This is a genomic window from Pseudonocardia sp. DSM 110487 (assembly GCF_019468565.1).
Taxonomy (GTDB): domain Bacteria; phylum Actinomycetota; class Actinomycetes; order Mycobacteriales; family Pseudonocardiaceae; genus Pseudonocardia.
Window position 1 is genome coordinate 6451934 of record NZ_CP080521.1, and the last position, 17349, is coordinate 6469282.

14 protein-coding genes are annotated in these 17349 nt (G+C 72.4%); 5 read left to right on the top strand and 9 right to left on the bottom strand.

What is annotated here, in order from left to right; all coding sequences use genetic code 11:
• Positions 1 to 16 precede the first annotated feature (16 nt).
• Both K1T35_RS30105 and K1T35_RS30110 read left to right on the top strand, forming a co-directional pair.
• Complete coding sequence (locus K1T35_RS30105; RefSeq protein WP_220255176.1) at positions 17 to 694, top strand: HAD family hydrolase; 678 nt, start codon at positions 17 to 19, stop codon at positions 692 to 694.
• Positions 691 to 1605, top strand: a complete 915-nt coding sequence (locus K1T35_RS30110) for a Dyp-type peroxidase (protein WP_220255177.1) — start codon at positions 691 to 693, stop codon at positions 1603 to 1605. The genes K1T35_RS30105 and K1T35_RS30110 overlap by 4 nt, the downstream gene beginning before the upstream one ends.
• Here the strand turns inward: K1T35_RS30110 and K1T35_RS30115 are convergent.
• Positions 1548 to 2573 (bottom strand): GNAT family N-acetyltransferase, encoded by a 1026-nt coding sequence (locus K1T35_RS30115; protein ID WP_220255178.1) that lies wholly within the window; start codon positions 2571 to 2573, stop codon positions 1548 to 1550. The two genes, K1T35_RS30110 and K1T35_RS30115, sit on opposite strands and share 58 nt — an antisense overlap.
• Positions 2574 to 2595: 22 nt before the next feature.
• Positions 2596 to 4746 carry a SulP family inorganic anion transporter gene (locus tag K1T35_RS30120; protein WP_220255179.1) on the bottom strand — a complete coding sequence of 717 codons (2151 nt, stop codon included), beginning with the start codon at positions 4744 to 4746 and terminating at the stop codon, positions 2596 to 2598.
• Positions 4747 to 5052: 306 nt separating this feature from the next.
• Here K1T35_RS30120 and K1T35_RS30125 point away from each other — a divergent pair, with 306 nt between their 5' ends.
• Positions 5053 to 5910, top strand: coding sequence for a PaaX family transcriptional regulator C-terminal domain-containing protein (locus K1T35_RS30125; protein ID WP_220255180.1), 858 nt, complete (start codon positions 5053 to 5055; stop codon positions 5908 to 5910).
• Positions 5911 to 5989: 79 nt separating this feature from the next.
• Here K1T35_RS30125 and dnaE read toward each other — a convergent pair whose 3' ends face one another.
• Complete coding sequence (gene dnaE / locus K1T35_RS30130) at positions 5990 to 9544, bottom strand: DNA polymerase III subunit alpha (protein WP_220255181.1); 3555 nt, start codon at positions 9542 to 9544, stop codon at positions 5990 to 5992.
• 288 nt (positions 9545 to 9832) lie between these two features.
• On the opposite strand from dnaE, the gene K1T35_RS30135 reads away from it, so the two are divergent.
• Together K1T35_RS30135 and K1T35_RS30140 are read left to right on the top strand one after the other, a co-directional pair.
• Complete coding sequence (locus tag K1T35_RS30135) at positions 9833 to 10735, top strand: alpha/beta fold hydrolase (protein ID WP_220255182.1); 903 nt, start codon at positions 9833 to 9835, stop codon at positions 10733 to 10735.
• Positions 10732 to 11799, top strand: a complete 1068-nt coding sequence (locus tag K1T35_RS30140; protein WP_220255183.1) for a glycosyltransferase family 1 protein — start codon at positions 10732 to 10734, stop codon at positions 11797 to 11799. The genes K1T35_RS30135 and K1T35_RS30140 overlap by 4 nt, the downstream gene beginning before the upstream one ends.
• Positions 11800 to 12001: 202 nt before the next feature.
• Here the strand turns inward: K1T35_RS30140 and K1T35_RS30145 are convergent, their stop codons facing one another.
• The 6 genes from K1T35_RS30145 to lspA form a co-directional block, all read right to left on the bottom strand.
• Entirely contained in the window at positions 12002 to 13180 is a 1179-nt protein-coding gene (locus K1T35_RS30145; protein ID WP_255620901.1) for a glycosyltransferase, read from the bottom strand.
• A 38-nt stretch (positions 13181 to 13218) separates the two neighbouring features.
• Entirely contained in the window at positions 13219 to 14250 is a 1032-nt protein-coding gene (locus K1T35_RS49140; protein WP_255620902.1) for a hypothetical protein, read from the bottom strand.
• Positions 14247 to 14957 (bottom strand): DUF998 domain-containing protein, encoded by a 711-nt coding sequence (locus K1T35_RS30150; protein WP_220255185.1) that lies wholly within the window; start codon positions 14955 to 14957, stop codon positions 14247 to 14249. The genes K1T35_RS49140 and K1T35_RS30150 overlap by 4 nt, the downstream gene beginning before the upstream one ends.
• Positions 14958 to 15054: 97 nt before the next feature.
• On the bottom strand, positions 15055 to 15729 hold the full coding sequence (locus K1T35_RS30155) for a hypothetical protein (protein ID WP_220255186.1): 675 nt from the start codon (positions 15727 to 15729) through the stop codon (positions 15055 to 15057).
• A gap of 75 nt (positions 15730 to 15804) precedes the next feature.
• On the bottom strand, positions 15805 to 16689 hold the full coding sequence (locus tag K1T35_RS30160; protein ID WP_220262940.1) for an RluA family pseudouridine synthase: 885 nt from the start codon (positions 16687 to 16689) through the stop codon (positions 15805 to 15807).
• A 37-nt stretch (positions 16690 to 16726) separates the two neighbouring features.
• A complete protein-coding gene (gene lspA, locus K1T35_RS30165) occupies positions 16727 to 17254 on the bottom strand; it encodes a signal peptidase II (RefSeq protein WP_370645159.1) in 528 nt (175 codons plus the stop codon).
• Positions 17255 to 17349 lie beyond the last annotated feature (95 nt).

Genomic DNA, 17349 nt, shown 5'->3' on the forward strand with positions numbered 1-17349 from the left:
GTACCAAGATGAGTGCATGACTGCGATCCGGTGGGCGACGTTCGACTGTTTCGGCACCCTCGTGGACTGGCGGCACGGCATCGCGAACGGCATCGACCTGCTGTTCCCCGGGCAGGGCGATGAGCTGCTCGAGGCGTACAACGGCCACGAGCCCGCAGTGCAGACCGAGTTCCCCGGCCTGCGCTACCGCGAGGTGATGGCCGAGGCGCTGCGCCGCACCGCCCGCGACGCGCGGCTCGACCTGCGCGCGGACGACGCCCACGTGCTCGGCGACACCATCGCCTACTGGCCGGTCTTCCCGGAGGTGGCGGCGAACCTGACCAGGCTGCGCGAGGCCGGGTGGCGGATCGCCCTGCTCACCAACTGCGACCAGGACATCATCGGCGAGACGCAGCGCCGGCTGGGCGCCCCGGTCGACGCGGTCGTGACCGCGGAGATGGTCGGCTCGTACAAGCCGAACCACAACCACTTCACCCGCTTCGCCGAGTCCTTCGGGGCCACGCGGGACCGCTGGGTGCACGTCGCGCAGAGCTACTTCCACGACATGGAGCCCGCGAAGGCCCTCGACGTGTCCCGGGTGTGGGTCAACCGGAACTCCGACGAGCACGATCCGTCAATCGCCGACGCCGTCCTGCCCGACCTCGACGGCCTCATCTCGACCGTGGAGAGCGTGCACCGGAAAGCGCAGCGGTGAACGCTCAACCGGGCATCTTCGCGCTGGGCACCCCGGAGCACGGCTACCTGGAGTTCGACCTCGCCCCGGACGCCGAACCGATCGCGCTCGTGCAGGCCGCCGCCGGGCTCGTCGGTCCGCTGTCGACCACTGGCGGGGTCAACCTCGTCGTCGGGTTCAGGCCGGAGCTGTGGGCGGAGGTGGCCGACCCGGCCGACGTGCCCGCCTCCGCGCGCGGGTTCGAACAGCCGCTCGTCGGCGCGGGCGGCTGGACGATGCCCGCCACCCAGCACGACGCGTGGATGTGGGTGGCCGGCGGCGACCGGACCGCCGTGTTCGACAACGGGCGCGCGATCGTCTCCGGTCTCGCGCCGGTGGCCCGGCTGCGCCGGGAGACGACGGGCTGGCTCTACCGGCACGACCGCGACCTCACCGGCTTCATCGACGGCACCGAGAACCCGTCGCTCCTCGAGGCGCCCGCCGTCGCGCTCGTGCCCGCGCAGAAGCCGGGGGCCGGCAGCAGTGTGGTGCTCGTGCAGATGTGGGAGCACGACGGCGACGGCTGGGAGAGCCTCCCCACGCACGCGCAGGAGAACGTCATGGGCCGCACCAAGCCCGACAGCATCGAGCTCGACGACGAGACCAAGCCCGCCGACAGCCACGTCGCGCGCACCGTGCTCGAGGTGGACGGTGAGGAACTGCCGATCTTCCGGCGCAACGTGGCCTTCGGCGGCGTCTCGCGGCACGGCACCGCGTTCGTCGGGTTCAGCCGCGACCAGTGGCGCCTCGAAGAGATGCTGCGGCGCATGGCCGGAGTCGGCGACGGCGTGCGCGACGCGCTGACCCGCTACACCCAGCCGGTCACCGGGGCGTACTACACGGTGCCGTCGGTGGACGCCCTGGCCCATTTCGCCCCGCCCGACGAGGACTGAGCGGGCCGCAGGTAGGTCACATCGCGGCGATGCGGCCGGAAGCCCGCGCGGTCGTACACGCCGAGCGCGCCGGTGGGGTTTTCCGCGTCTACGGTGAGGGACGCGGTGGCGTAGCCCTGGTCGGCGGCGCCCTGCAGCACGCTGGCCAGCAGCGCACCGGCGATCCCGCGCCCGCGGTGGGCGGGGAGTGTGCCGACCGTCCCCACGTAGAGATCACGAGTGCCGCTGCGCGCGGTGGCGGCCGGGAACTCGTAGCTCAGGATGTACCCGGCGATGAAACCGTCGCCGGTGAGGGCGACGACGGAACTCTCAGGGCGGAACGCGCGGGCGCCCGTGCGCTGGTGCGCCCATCCGGTGGGGCCGATTGCCGCCGATCCCCAATGGTCGGCGAACGCGCTGTTGTGTGCCAGGCGCAGCGGCTCGTCCCACCGCGCCGCGTCGTAGGGCCGCCCGAGCACGGCGATGGTGATCCCGGCCGGTGGCGAGATCGGCTTGACCGGAACGGTGAGGTCGCGCACGAGCTCTGACCACCACCGCACGGGCCGCATCCCGGCGCGCTCGGCGAGTGCGATCGCGTCGGCCCCGGACTCGGCCAGCCGTGTGACGACCGCCGCGCCCAGTTCGTCGGCCCGCCGGTGTGCCGCGGCCGTCAGCGCCGTGCCGATCCCGCGCCGACGGTGGCGCGGGTGCACGGCCGCGTCGACGACCAGGCGCAGGCCCAATGGTGGCCCGACGCGCAGGCGGGCCACCATATAGGCCACCGCCCGGTCGTCCCCGTCGAGCACGAGGAGGGTGTCGCGCTCCAGGTCGAGATCCGGGTCGGCGAGCTCCTCGGCGCAGTCCTCGGCGTCGAAGTTCTCGTCGCGCCGGTCGACATCCTCGACGGCCTCCAGCAACGCGGCCCACCGCGCAGCATCCGTGGCCTGCATCGGGCCGGCCCGAAGGCCGTCGGGGAGGTCGATCACCACGACCGCACGGTACGCCCGATCATCACTCGGGCCTGCGGAATTCCTGCGCCTCCTCGTCGAGCACGAGCACGCGCGCCGTCGGGATGTCGAAGAACAGCCCGACCAGCGCGGCATCGACGCCCTGAGATCGCAGGTCCGCCAGCTGCTGTGCCACGTTCACCATGGCCAGCGCCTCGACCTCGCCGTAACCCGCGGCGAGCGCGGCCCGCCCGACGGGATGCCCGGCGCGCAGCGCGTCCAGGCTGGGAGCGCCCGAGGCGAGCCAGTCACCGAGCGGGTCGCCCGGCTGCCGGGCCCCGTCGAGCAGCCCGCGCATCGCGCCGCACCCCGAGTGGCCACACACGGCGACCAGGGGGACGCGCAGTACCTCGGTGGCGTAGTGGAGCGCGGCGCGCATCGACGTCCCGGCCACCAGGTTTCCCACGTTCTGCACGGTGAACAGGTCGCCTGGCCCGCTGCGAGTGATCATGTTGGGCTGCACGCGCGAGTCGGCGCAGCACAGCAGCAACCCCTTCGGCTCCTGGCCATCGGCGAGCTTCTCCAGGGTCGGCCGGATCAGCTCCGCGGCATCCGCGTGGTACGCGGCGACGCCGGCGAGGAGCGGCGCGCGCGGGGTGCGGTCGACCTCCTGCCCCGGTGTCCCTTGCCATTGCGACCAGGTCGCGTAGCGGTGGCGGGGGCGATCGCCCTGCTCACGCGCCCCAGGTTCGGTCACGACGACCTCCGCTCCGGCCCCGCGCTGGCGGGCCGTCCAGGCGTCCAGGTGGTCGAACGCCGTGTGGTCGAGGTAGTCCACGACGAGCTCCACGCGCACCGGTGCGCCGGCCGGCACGGTGGCGAGGGTGCGCGAGAGCGCGGGCACCGACAGGAAGCTCAACGTGCCCTCGACGATCACGCGCCACGGCGCCGCGCCATCGGGTTCGACGACCCGGACGCGGGCGCGCACCGCGCGCCGCAACATCACGAGGCCGGCGAGCACGAGGCCGATCACGACGCCCTCGAGCAGGTTCAGCGCGAGCACGCCCACGACAGTGCCGAGGTATACGACCAACTCCCCGTGCGAATGGGCGGCCCGGATCTGCTCGGGCTTCACCAGCTGTGCCCCGACCACCACGAGCAACCCCGCGAGAGCGGCGAGCGGGATCAGCTCGACCACGCCCACCAGCGCGATCCCGAACACGGCGACCCACACGCCGTGCAGCACCGCGGAGGCCCGAGTCCGGGCGCCCGACTTGACGTTGGTGGCGCTACGCACGATGACGCCGGTGACGGGCAGCCCGCCCAGCAGGCCGGAGACCGTGTTGGCGGCGCCCTGCCCGATCAGCTCGCGGTCCGGATTCGTGCGCCTCCCGGTGTGCATGCGGTCCACCGCGACGGCGGAGAGCAGGCTCTCGACGCTCGCGATCAGCGCGATCGTCAGCATCCCGCCCGCGATCCCCAGCCATGGCAGGTCCGGCAGCAGCGTCGGCAGCGTGATCGCCTCGAGCAGGTTGACCGGGAGATCGACCCGCGGGACGTCGGGCAGGAGGAACGCGACCGCGGTGGCGGCGATGACGGCGACGAGTGCGCCCGGGAGCACCCGCGCCCCGCGGGGCAGCCGCGGCCACAGCAGGAGCAGCGCGATCGTGACGGCGCCGATCAGGGCGGCGCCCGGCCGGACCTGCGTCAGCTGGGCAGGGAGCTCGGCGAGCGCGCCGAGCGCCCCCGTCGGCGGGCTCCCGCCGAGCACGACGTGCAGCTGCGAGAGCGCGATCGTGATGCCGATGCCGGCAAGCATCCCGTGCACGACGGCAGGCGGGATGGCCTGGCTGAACCGCGCGATCCGGGTGCAGCCGAAGAGGATCTGGAGCAGCCCGGCGCCCGCGGTGATCAGGCAGGTGGTCTGCCAGCCGAAGCGGGTGACGAGCTCGGCCACCACGACGGTGAGCCCGGCGGCCGGGCCGCTGACCTGCAGCGGGGAGCCCCCGAGCAGACCGGCGACCACGCCGCCCACCACGGCGGCGATCAGCCCGGCCATGAGCGGCGCGCCGGAGGCGAGGGCGATCCCCAGCGACAGGGGTACGGCGACGAGGAAGACGACGAGCGAGGCGAGCACGTCGGTCCGCACCGCATCACGGCGGCGGGGCGGGGCGTGCTGGGCAGGGCGTGCTGGGCGGGGCAGGGATCTGGTCATCTCGAGACTCCGAGCAGTCGACGTCGGGACGGCCGGCGGCAGTGCACGGTGAACGGGGAACGACCTCCTCCCGCTGTCCGTTCCGCCGGTTTCGTCTGATCCGAGACCGCGCGGACCCGTTTAACCTGGCATTCATGTTCATCTGCAAGCCCGTGATCCATACTGGTCACAGGCTCGCCCGTTCGGACCATTCGCGGCCCGTTTTGCCCCCTTCGTGGGTAAATGGGGACCACACGATCCGGTGATCCTGGGTTGGTGTGCGCGCGGGTGGGATCGAGCCGATCGGTCCCATTACCCTCGGCCGCCATGAGCACCGTCGCCGACACCGATCACCCGGCGCTCTCCCGCCGCCGCGAGCTCGGCGCCACGAGCGCTCGCTCGCTGCTGCTCACCGTGCTCGGCGAGTTCCTCCTCCCCCGCGACCAGCCCGTCTGGACACAGGTGCTCATCGACGTGCTCGGCGGCCTCGGTGTGGAGCCCAAGTCGGCCCGCCAGGCGCTCGCCCGCACCGCCGCAGAGGGCCTGCTCGTGTCCGGCCGCTCCGGCCGCCGCGTCCGCTGGTCGCTCACCGAGCAGGGCCGGACGCTGCTCTCCGACGGCGCCGCCCGGATCTACGGCTTCGGCACCGCCGTGCCCCCGTGGGACGGGCGCTGGCTGGTGCTGCTCGTCAGCGTGCCGGAGGCCCGGCGCCAGCTGCGGCACCGGCTGCGCACCCGGCTCGCATGGGCCGGCCTCGGCTCACCGGCCCCCGGCGTCTGGCTCACCCCGGACCCGGGCAAGCAGGACGAGGCGGCGGACGTGATCGCCGACCTCGGGCTCACGGCCGTGACAAGCTCCTTCGTGGGCCCCTTCGGGGCGATCGGCACCGAGCGCCAGGTGGTGGAGCAGGCCTGGGACCTCGCCGAGGTGGAAGCGGCCTACGAGGAGTTCCTCGACGGCTTCGCCGACGCCACGCCCGCGGAACCGGCCGACGTGCTCGTCCACCAGATCCTGCTCGTGCACGCGTGGCGCCGCTTCCCGTTCCTCGACCCCAAGCTGCCCGCGGAGCTGCTGCCCGAGGAATGGGCGGGCGCCCGCGCCGCCGCGCTCTTCGACACCCTCTACGCCCGCTGGGACGGGGAGGCGCAGCAACACTGGCAGAAGATGGTCGAGCAACTCGCCTGACCAGCCTCTTCACACACCCACTGCGGACTTCACACAGGGCCGGCCTTGTGTGAAGCCCGCAGTGGGTGTGTGAAGTCGGTCAGCCCAGGCAGCCAGGGCCCAGCAGCGCCTTGAGGTCGCCCATCAGCGCCGACGAGTGGGTGACCTTGAGCCCGTCGTCGAGCTTCCACGTGGTGGTCTTGCCGCCGTAGAGGAGGTTGAGGTGTACCTCTGACGTGCCCGGGTGGTGGGAGAGGACCTCCTTGAGCTTCGACACCCGCTGCGGGGTGACGAGCTCGGTGCGGATGCTCACCTTCACCGGGGCACCTGCACCGCCGGCCCCCGACGAGAGGTCGGGCACCGCGAGGTCGGCGACGATCAGCGAGACGCGGTCGTCGCGCTTGTTGACCCTTGCCTTGACCAGCACGATCGCGTCCTCGGCCACGTCGACGCCGACCACCTGGTACGTGCGCGGGAAGAACAGCACCTCGATGCCGCCTGCGAGGTCCTCCAGCTGCGCGGACGCCCACGGCTCACCGTTCTTGTTCACCCGCCGGTTCACGCCGGTGAGGATGCCGCCGATCGTGACCTGGTGGCCGTCGGAGATCCTGCCGTCGGACGAGCCCTCGAGGATCGACGAGATCGACATGTCCGACTTGGACAGCAGCACCTGCTCCAGCCCCTGCAGCGGGTGGCCGGAGACGTAGAGCCCCAGCATCTCCCGCTCGACGGCCAGCCGGTGCTTCTTGTCCCACTCGTCGTCGGGCACCTTCACATCGAACACGGCGTCGAGCTCCGACGGGCCCGAGCCGTCCATCGACCCGAACAGGTCGAACTGCCCCATCGAGGCGGCCTTCTTGGTGGTCATCACCGCGTCGATGGCATCGGCGTGCACGAGCAGCAGGCCCTTGCGCGGGTGCTTGAGCGAGTCGAAGGCGCCGGCCTTGATCAGGGACTCGATGACCTTCTTGTTGCAGACCACCGCGTCGACCTTGCGCAGGAAATCGGAGAAGTCGGTGAACGCCCCCTTCTCCTTGCGGGCCGCCACGATGGCGTCGACGACGTTCTCGCCGACGTTGCGGATGCCGCCGAGGCCGAACCGGATGTCGTCGCCGACGGGCGCGAAGTTGCGCACCGAGTCGTTGACGTCCGGCGGCAGCACGGTGATGCCCATGCGGCGGCACTCCGCCAGGTAGACGGCGGCCTTGTCCTTGTCGTCGCGGACCGACGTGAGCACCGCGGCCATGTACTCGGCCGGGTAGTTGGCCTTGAGGTACGCCGTCCAGTACGAGACCAGGCCGTACGCCGCGGAGTGGGCGCGGTTGAACGCGTAGTCGGAGAACGGCAGCAGGATGTCCCACAGCGTCTTGACCGCGGCGGCCGAGTAGCCGTGGTCCTTCATGCCCTGGGCGAAACCCTCGTACTCCTTGTCGAGGATCTCCTTCTTCTTCTTGCCCATGGCGCGGCGCAGCAGGTCGGCCTTGCCGAGTGTGTAGCCCGCGAGCTTCTGGGCGATCGCCATGACCTGTTCCTGATAGACGATCAGGCCGTAGGTCTCGCCGAGGATGTCCTTGAGGGGCTCCGCCAGCTCCGGGTGGATGGGCGTGACCTCTTGCCGGCCGTTCTTGCGGTCGGCGTAGTCGTTGTGGGCATTGGCGCCCATCGGGCCGGGCCGGTACAGCGCGCCGACCGCGGAGATGTCGTCGAACTCGGTGGGCGCCATCCGGCGGAGCAGGTCGCGCATCGGCCCGCCGTCCAGCTGGAACACGCCGAGCGTGTCGCCGCGGCCGAGCAGCTCGTAGGTCTTCGGGTCGTCGAGCGCGACGCTCTCGATCTCGAGCTTCGGCTTGCCGTTCAGCTCGATGTTGTCCAGGGCGTCGTCGATGATCGTGAGGTTGCGCAGGCCGAGGAAGTCCATCTTCAGCAGCCCGAGCGTCTCGCAGGCGCCCATGTCGAACTGCGTGATGATGGCGCCGTCGGCCTCGCGGCGCTGGATCGGGATGACGTCGATCAGCGGCTTGCTCGACATGATCACGCCGGCGGCGTGCACACCCCACTGCCGCTTGAGGCCCTCCAGGCCCCGCGCGGTGTCGATGATCTCCTTGACCTGCGGGTCGGCCTCGTAGAGCGCCCGGACCTCGGTGGCCTCCGAGTAGCGCTTGTGGGACGGGTCGAAGACGCCGGAGAGCGGGATGTCCTTGCCCATCACGGCGGGCGGCATCGCCTTGGAGATGCGGTCGGCCACCGCGTAACCGGGCTGGCCGTAGAGCACCCGCGCCGAGTCCTTGATCGCGGCCTTCGCCTTGATCGTGGAGTACGTGATGATCTGCGCGATGCGGTCCTCGCCGTACTTCTCCGTCGTGTAGCGGATCATCTCGCCGCGCCGACGTTCGTCGAAGTCCATGTCGATGTCGGGCATCGAGATGCGCTCGGGGTTCAGGAACCGCTCGAAGATCAGCTTGTGCTCGATCGGGTCGAGGTCGGTGATCCCGAGGACGTACGCCACCAGCGAGCCCGCCGCGGAGCCACGGCCGGGGCCGCACCGGATGCCGACGGACTTGGCGTGCTGGATGAGGTCGGCCGTGACCAGGAAGTAGCCGGGGAACCCCATCTGGATGATGACGCCGACCTCGTACTCGGCCTGCTTGCGGTACCGCTCGGTGACACCGTTCGGGAACCGCTTGTGCAGCCCGCGCTCGACCTCCTTGACCAGCCAGCTCTCCTCCGTCTCCCCCTCGGGGACGGGTGCGCGCGGCATGAGGTCCTGGCCCTCGGTGAACCCGACGTCCACCCGCTCGGCGACGAGCAGCGTGTTGTCGCAGGCCTCGGGGAACTGCGGGTCCCACTGGGCCCGCATCTCGGCGGCGGACTTGAGGTAGAAGTCCTGTGCGTCGAACTTGAACCGGTTGGGGTCGGCGAGGGTCTTGCCGGTCTGCACGCAGAGCAGCACCTCGTGCGGCTTGGCGTCCTCGGCGTAGGTGTAGTGCAGGTCGTTGGTGGCCAGGCCCGGCAGGTCGAGCTGCTTCTTCAGCCGGAACAGGTCCTCCTGGACCTGCTTCTCGATCGCGATGCCGTGGTCCATCAGCTCGCAGAAGAAGTTGTCCTTGCCGAAGATGTCGCGGTAGTCGCTCGCGGCCTGGACGGCGTCGTCGTAGCGGTCCTGCTGCAGCAGCCGCTGCACCTCGCCGGACGGGCACCCCGTGGTGGCGATGATCCCCTTGCCGTAGGTCTCCAGCAGCTCCCGGTCCATGCGGGGCTTGTAGTAGTAGCCCTCGAGCGACGCCAGTGACGAGAGCCGGAAGAGGTTGTGCATCCCCTCCGTGTTCTCGGCCAGCAACGTCATGTGGGTGTACATCTCGCCCGGGTTGTCGTCGCTGACCTGCTGGCCGCCCAGCGTGGCGCGCTTGCGCTCGTGGCGGGACCCCGGCGAGAGGTAGCCCTCCATCCCGATGATCGGCTTGACGCCGTGGGCGTTGGCCTTGCGCCAGAACTCGTATGCCCCGAACACGTTGCCGTGGTCGGTCATCGCCAGCGCGGGCATCTCCATCCGCGCGGCCTCTTTGAACAGGTCGTCCAGCCGCGCCGCCCCGTCGAGCATGGAGAACTCGGTGTGGGTGTGCAGGTGGACGAAGCTGTCGGTGCTGCTGGCCGCCATGGGGTGGGGGGCTCCCTCCTGGCGCCGCCGGGGCGGCGCGCGAACATGCAGAACCTGACCTCCGCCACCCGATGGCGTGGCCGCCGGGCGACGAGGGTGCTGGGGACGGCTCAATCTAGCTCTGGCCCCCGACAGTTCCGCGAACCCGGTACCGCCCCCGCCGAACCCCCTGCTCACCCCGCCGACCGGCGTGTCGGCCACACGCCCCATCGACGCGTTGCGCGCGCTGAGACGGGGTGCGCGATCCGACGAAGGGTGCGTGGAGCGACGATCTCTAGACTCGTACCGATGTCCGCCTCGCCGTACGCCGAACTCGTCGCGCGGGTTCTCGTGCGCAGCGAGGAGCTCGAGCTGCGGGGCGGGCGCACGCGGGTGTGGGTGTACGGACCGGACGACGCCGCCCGCCGGATCGTGTTCGTCCACGGCCTGCGGGGCGACCACCACGGGCTGGAGCCGATCGTCGCCCACCTCGACGGCGCGCGGGCCGGTGTCCAGGTCATCGTGCCCGACCTGCCCGGGTTCGGGGCGTCGCAGGCGTTGCCGTCCGACCGGCACGACATCGACGGCTACGCCGCCTGGACGCGCGAGCTCCTCGCAGCCGTCGCGCCGGCGGGCGACGCGGTGCTCGCGGGCCACTCGTTCGGCTCGATCGTGACGGCCGCCGCGGTCGCTCGCGGCGCCGCGGTACGGGGGCTGGTGCTCGTCAACCCCATCGCGGCATCGGCGTTGGCCGGGCCGCGCCGGGTCATGACCGGGCTCACGGTCGCCTACCACCGCTTCGCGGGCGCGCTCCCGGAGGGCACCGGAACGTGGCTGCTGCGCCACCCGCTCATGACGCGGATCGCGAGCGTCGCCATGGCCACCACCCGCGACGCGGCACTGCGCCGATGGATCCACGCCGAGCACGGCCGGTACTTCTCCACATTCGCCGACCGGAAGACGCTCCTGGAGGCGTTCCACGCGTCGGTGCGCCACGACGTCGCGGAGTCGGCGGCGGCGGTGGGCGTGCCGACGCTCCTCGTGGCCGCGGAACGCGACGACATCGCCCCGCTCGCCGCCCAGCGGGCACTGGCCGCGCGGTTCGCCGACGCCCGCCTCGCCGTGGTGCCGGCCACAGGGCACCTCGCCCACTACGAGGCGCCCGCGGCCGTCGCCCGCGAGATCGAGGCCTTCCTCGCGGCGCTGCCGTGAAGGTTCTGATCGACTGCCGGTACGTCCGCACCGGCCATCACGACGGGATCAGCCGGTACACCGTCGGCCTCGCGACCGCGCTCGCGACGCTGCACCCCGGCGTCGAGCTGCTGGTGAGCGACGAGCGCCAGCTCGCCGCCCTGCCGGACCTGCCGTGGCACCGGGTGAGCGCGCCCACGAGCATCCGGGAGCCGCTCGTCGCGCGGCAGGTGCGCCGCATCGGCGCGGACGTCGTGTTCTCCCCCATGCAGACGATGGGCAGCTGGGGCCGCGACTACGCGCTGGTACTCACGCTGCACGACCTCATCTACTACCGCAACCGCACCCCGCCACCGGAGTTCACCCTGCCGATCCGGCTGCTGTGGCGGCTCTTCCACCTCGCGTGGTGGCCGCAGCGGGCGCTGCTGAACCGGGCCGACGCCGTCGTCACCGTCTCGGAGACGACGGCGGCGGCGATCGCGCGGCACGGCCTGACCCGCCGCCCCGTCACCGTGGTGCCGAACGCGCCCGACCAGGCGCGGGACCTGCCGCGCGCCCCGCGCACCGGGGCGCTGGTCTACATGGGCTCGTTCATGCCGTACAAGAACGTGGGCACACTGGCCGGCGCGATGCCGGCGCTCCCCCACCACGAGCTGCACCTCATGAGCCGGATCGCCTCGGACGAGCGCGCGCGGCTCACCGCGCTCGCACCGGGCGGGACGCTCGTCTTCCACGACGGCGCGAGCGACGAGACGTACCGGGACGTGCTGCGCGGCGCCACGGCACTCGTCTCGGCCTCCCGGGACGAGGGTTTCGGCATCCCGCTGGTCGAGGCGATGGCGCTGGGCACACCGTTGGTGGTCAGCGACATCCCGGTGTTCCGCGAGATCGGCGGTGACGCCGCTGCCTACGTCGACCCGGACGACGTCCACGGCTTCGTCCAGGCGGTGAAGGAGCTCGACGACCCGGGGGTGTGGGAGCGGCGCTCCGCGGCGGCGCGGGCGCAGGCGGCTCGCTACAGCTGGGAGTCCTCCGCCCGCGTCCTGCTGGCCCTCCTGGAGCGCGTCGCGTCCTCCCGCCGCTGATGCCGGCGCGAGTTGGCGGGAACGGCGCGTCCAAGCCGCGCCTCACATGATCAGATCGACACCATGGGTCTCAGCCCAAGATCGAACACCCATGGCGTCGACATGACCATGAAACGGGGCGCGAGGCGCCCGTGATCATTCCGAGGTGCGGCTCAGCGCCCCACCAGGGCGATCCGCCTTCATCTCGGAGCGATCACCGGCGTCACGCCGCCCGCCATGCCCCCACCGCCTCGCGGCCGAGCACCCGGGCGTAGATGCCCTCGAACCGGTCGAGGGTGGCCTCGACCCCGTGGGCGGCCACGATCTCGCGGCTCGCGGCGCCCATCCGGCGCCGGGTGGCGGCGTCGCCCAGCAGCGCGGCGAGCCGCGTGCCGAGCTCCTGCACGTCGCCGGGGGTGTAGAGCCAGCCGTTGCGGCCGGGCCGCACGAGGTGGGGCAGCGCCATGGCGTTGGCGGCCACCACCGGCAGGCCCGCGGACATCGCCTCGAGGGTGACGAGGCTCTGCAGCTCCGCGATGCCGGGCATGCAGAACACGTCGGCGCCCGCGTACGCCTCGAGCAGCTCCTGCTCCGAGACGAAGCCGCGGAAGCGCACCCGCTCCCCCATGCCGAGCTCGGCGGCGAGCGCGGTCCACTCCTCGCGGCGCCCGCCGTCACCGACGATCTCCAGCCGGGCGGCGAGCCCGGCAGGCAGCGCGGCGAACGCCCTGATCAGCTCGTCGACCCGCTTCTCCTGGTCGAGCCGCCCGACGAACAGCACGGTGGGAACGGGGCCGGGGGTGTGCGGGATGGTCTGGTACCGGTCGGCGTCGATCCCGTTCGACACGGGGAAGGCGTCGGCGAGGCCTGCGTGCCGCACGAGGAGCTCGACCGCGCGCGGGGTGGGCGCCGTCACGACCTGGGCCTTGCCGAAGACCCGGCCGAGGTCGTGCCATGCCCACTTGTTGAACGCGCGTCGCAGCGGCCGTGGGATCGGGCTGTAGCCGATGAGGTTCTCCGGCATGAGGTGGTTGGTGGCGACGAGGGGGCGGCCGGTGCGGTGCGCCGCCTTCACGACCCCGCGCCCGACGACCATGTGCGCGTTGGTGTGCACGACGTCGGGGTCGATCTCGTCCATCAGCGCGGTGGTGGCTGGGAAGGCCTCCCACGGCATGCAGACCTGGAAGCCATCGTGCTGGTAGTAGCGGTAGGAGCGCACGCCGTGGACGGTGACGCCGTCGCGGGTCTCACGCGACGCGGGCCCGGTGGGTGACGGGGCGACGACGTGGATCTCGTGTCCGCGCCCTGCGAGTCCGGTGGCGAGGCGCTCGGCGAAGCGGGCGGCGCCGTTGACGTCGGGCGGGTACGTCTCCGCGCCGATCAGGATCCGAAGCGGCTTCACGGCATGTGTCCTCTCGGGATGGTGACCGGTGCTGGGGATCACCGGCGGTGCACGGAATCGGCCGGGCGCGCCTGCGCGTCCGGCTGGGACGAATCGGACGACTGGGACGGTGGGGCCGGCAGCGGCGCTGCCGCGGCACCCGGGCCGGTGCGGGCGGCGCGCGCGGCCGCCGCATCGGGGTGGTGGCGGGCGAGCGCGATCACGCCCGCCGTTGCGGTGATCGCGGCGCCGGCCAGCAGCACCCATGTCTCGGCGGGCGTCGCGACGCCCTCGCCGAGCAGTACGGCGCCGAGCAGCACGGCGACGATCGGGTCGACGACGGTCAGGCAGGCGATGACCACCTCGGGCGGTCCGGACGCGAACGCCTGCTGCACGAGCCACCCGCCGACGAGCACCGCGGCCCCCGCGCCGGCCACCGCGGCGAGCACGGGCAGTTCGAGCGGCCCGACGTCGCCCGCGATGACCGACTGTGACACCGCTCTGACGAGCGCCGACACCAGGCCGAACGCCGCTGCACCCGCCGTCGCGCACGCGACGCATCGGACCCAGCCGGAGCGGGCGAGTCCCAGCCCGGCGAGCGCGAGCACCGCAGCGGCGACGACGAGGCTTGCGATCAGGGTGGCCTGGTCGGGCGGGGGCGAGCTGACGGCGGTGCCGGCCGCGGCACCGACGAACACGGCGACGCCCGCGATCGTCAGAAGCACCCCCACCAGCACGCCCGGCGCGGGCCTGCGGTCGGTGCGCATCGCGGTGAGCAGCACCGCGATCGGGACGGCGAGCACCCCGAGCGGCTGCACGACCGACAGCGGCGCGAGTACGAGCGCCGTGGCGTGCAGCACGGACCCCCCTCCGGCGAGGGCGAGCCCGGCCAGCCATCCTGGACGGCGGGTGATCTCGCGCAGACCGCGCAGCGACAGCACCTTGCCCGGCCGGTCGTCCTCCTCGCGGCGCGATCCGGCGGCGACGGCGCTGTGCTGCAGGACCGCGGCCCCGGCGAAGCACGCGGCGCCGAGGAGCGCGAGCGCGATGGCGAGCCATGGTCCGGCGAGCTCGCTGATCGTCCTGATCATGCGGCACCCCGCAGCCTCGGGGACACGGGGACCGGGTCGAGGACGCGTTCTGCCGCGAGCCGGGTCGCCCGGGCCGCCATCACCAGCACCACCATCACTGCTGCATAGAGAACACGCTGCACCCCACCGAGGAAGGGAAAAACCGGTGAACCCGCGATAACGATCGGAACATGATTCAGCAGAAAGAAGATGCTGATCACGCCCGCGATCGCGGCCGCCCAGCTCAGCGGAACCGCCGCCGGCTGCCATGCGGGTGCCGACCGGGCGCGCACGGCCACCAGCAGCGCAGCGAGCGGCAGCACCGCGAACACCCAGCCGCCCGCGGTCCGGTGCAGGGTGGACACCAGCCCGGGCGGGGTGCCGGGGGTGTGGGTCGGGAACAGCGCCACCAGCACGAGCGCCACGGCGGCGCTGACGAAGAGCAGGGCGGGAACCCGCGGGTCGGGCAGGCCTGCGCGCCGCAGGCCCGTCGCGAGCGCCACGCAGGCCACCGCCATGCTGATCGCGGCGCCACCGAGCAGCGCGTAGCCGCCGGGTTGGAACACGTAGTCGCTGATCACCGTCGTGAGCGGATCGAGCGACCCGATCGTGCTCATGTGCAGGAACCCGATGGGGAGGAGCGCGACGATCACGGACGCCGTCACGATCGACTCCCCCGACCACACCACGCCGGCGGACTCCCGCCCGCTCCCCCCGGTCGACGTCATGGGCATACCGTGCCAGCCCAGCTCTGAGACGGACATCAGGATCTCCACCGAGTCCATCCGGGGGTATTCCCCCATCCCCTTGCCGGGTGACGCGGCCTCATGAGGGCGGCTGCCCGTCGTCCGGCAGCGGGTCGGCATGTTCGACCTGTTCCGGGAGCAGCGGCGAGAGGGCCAGCTCGCGCGCGGTCACCCCGGTGGGCGCCGCGTGCACGGCACGCACGTCCGGTCGCGCGGCCATGGCGTCCAAGCCCGCCCGCTCGGCCTGTACGACGAGCGCGAGCACACACGGCGTTGCCGGGTCGGCCAAGGCCATGGCCTCCGCCGCTGCCACGTCCGCCGCCCGTCCGGCCTGCCGCTGCGCATCGGCGGCGGCCTGCTCCTGCGCGCGCCGCCGCGCGGCGTCGAGCGCGGCGGGCACCGGCATGCCCTGCTCGAGGGGTTGGAACCGCAACGCGGTCTGCACGCGGGGCATCGGCACCCGCAGCACCGCCGTCACGGGCGTCGTGCCCGCGACGGCCGGGACAGCAGCCGACGCCGGCAGCTCTGCGGTGAACTGGACGAGCGCGAGCGCCGCCGTGCCGGGCGCGGGCAGCTCGGCGGGCAGCCGCTGCAGGTAGGCGGCCACTTCCTCCCCCGGTTCCGGGCCGAGGCGCACGGACCCGGTGACGGGCGCCGGTACGCTCGCGGGGACCTGAGCACCCGCGTACCAGGCCGCGAGCAGCACGACCACCGCACACGCTGCCAGCACCCCCGCCCTGGCCCGCCCGGTCACGCTTCACCCCCTGCTCATGGCGACGTCCGACCCCCCAGTGTCCGACGTCGGCGCTGAACCGATCCCCCCGGGGGGTCAGTCGCGCAACAGATCGAGGGCTCGCTCGAGGTCAGCGGGATAAGGGCTGGTGAACTCCACCCAGCGCCCGTCGGCCGGGTGCTCGAAGCCGAGCGAGCGGGCGTGCAGCCACTGCCGCTGCAGCCCGAGCCGCTTCGCGAGCACCGGGTCGGCCCCGTAGGTGATGTCGCCGACGCAGGGGTGGCGCAGCGCCGCGAGGTGCACCCGGATCTGGTGGGTTCGCCCGGTCTCCAGCCGCACGTCCAGCAGGGACGCCGCGCGGAACGCCTCGATCGTGTCGTAGTGGGTGACGCTGGGCTTGCCGCCCGCCACGACCGCGAACTTGTAGTCGTGGCGCGGATGCCGGTCGATCGGGGCGTCGATCGTGCCGCTGGACGGGTCGGGGTGGCCCTGGGCCACGGCGTGGTAGCGCTTGTCGACCGTGCGCTCCTTGAACGCCCGCTTGAGCACCGTGTACGCGTGCTCGGCCGCCGAGACGACCATCACCCCCGTGGTGCCGACGTCCAGCCGGTGCACGATGCCCTGCCGCTCGGCGGCGCCCGATGTGGAGACGCGGTAGCCGAGCGCGGCGAGCCCGCCCAGCACGGTGGGACCGGTCCAGCCGGGGCTCGCGTGCGCCGCCACCCCGACCGGCTTGTCGACGACGATGATCTCGTCGTCGGCGTGCAGCACGGTGAGCCCCGCGACCACCTCCTCAGGGCCCGTGATGGGCGTGACCGGCTCGGGGTCGGGCAGCCGCACCTCGAGCCAAGCGCCGGCGGTCAACCGGTCGGACTTGCCCGCGGCGCGCCCGTCGACGTCCACGCGGCCGTCCTCGGTGAGCGCGGCCACCGCCGTACGGGAGAGGCCCAGCAGCCGGGACAGGCCGGCGTCGACGCGCATGCCGTCGAGGCCGTCCGGGACCGGGAGCTGGCGGGTGTCACTCACCGGTCGGCTCACCCTTCCCGGCCTGCTCGCGGCCAGGCCGTTTCGACGCGGTGCGCGTGCCGTCGAGCTCCCTGCCGAGCAGGGCGAGCAGCACGAGCAACACACCCCCGGAGACGATCGAGGAATCGGCCAGGTTGAACACCGGCCACACCCGCCCGTCGGGCGCGAAGAGCGACACGACGTCGACGACGTGCCCGTGCAGGGGGCCGGGTGCGCGGAAGAGGCGGTCGATGAGGTTGCCGAGAGCGCCGCCGAGCACGAGCCCGAGCGCGACGGCCCATCCCGTGGAGCGCAGCCGCCGCGCCACGCGCACGATCACCACGACCACGGCGATCGCGACGATCGTGAGCACCCACGTGTAGCCGGTGGCGAGGGAGAAGGCGGCGCCGGGGTTGCGGATGAGCTGCAGGTAGACCAGGCCACCGAGGATCTCCACCGGCGCGCGGCCCTCGAGCTGCGCGACGGCCGCCACCTTGGTGACGACGTCGAGGGCGAGCACGGCCACGGCGATCAGGGACAACAGGCGGACCTTCGGTCCGGTCGGGTTCGCCGACAGTTCACCCGGCTCTGATCCCGATTCTGATCGCTGACTCGCGTGCTCACTCACACCCGCCA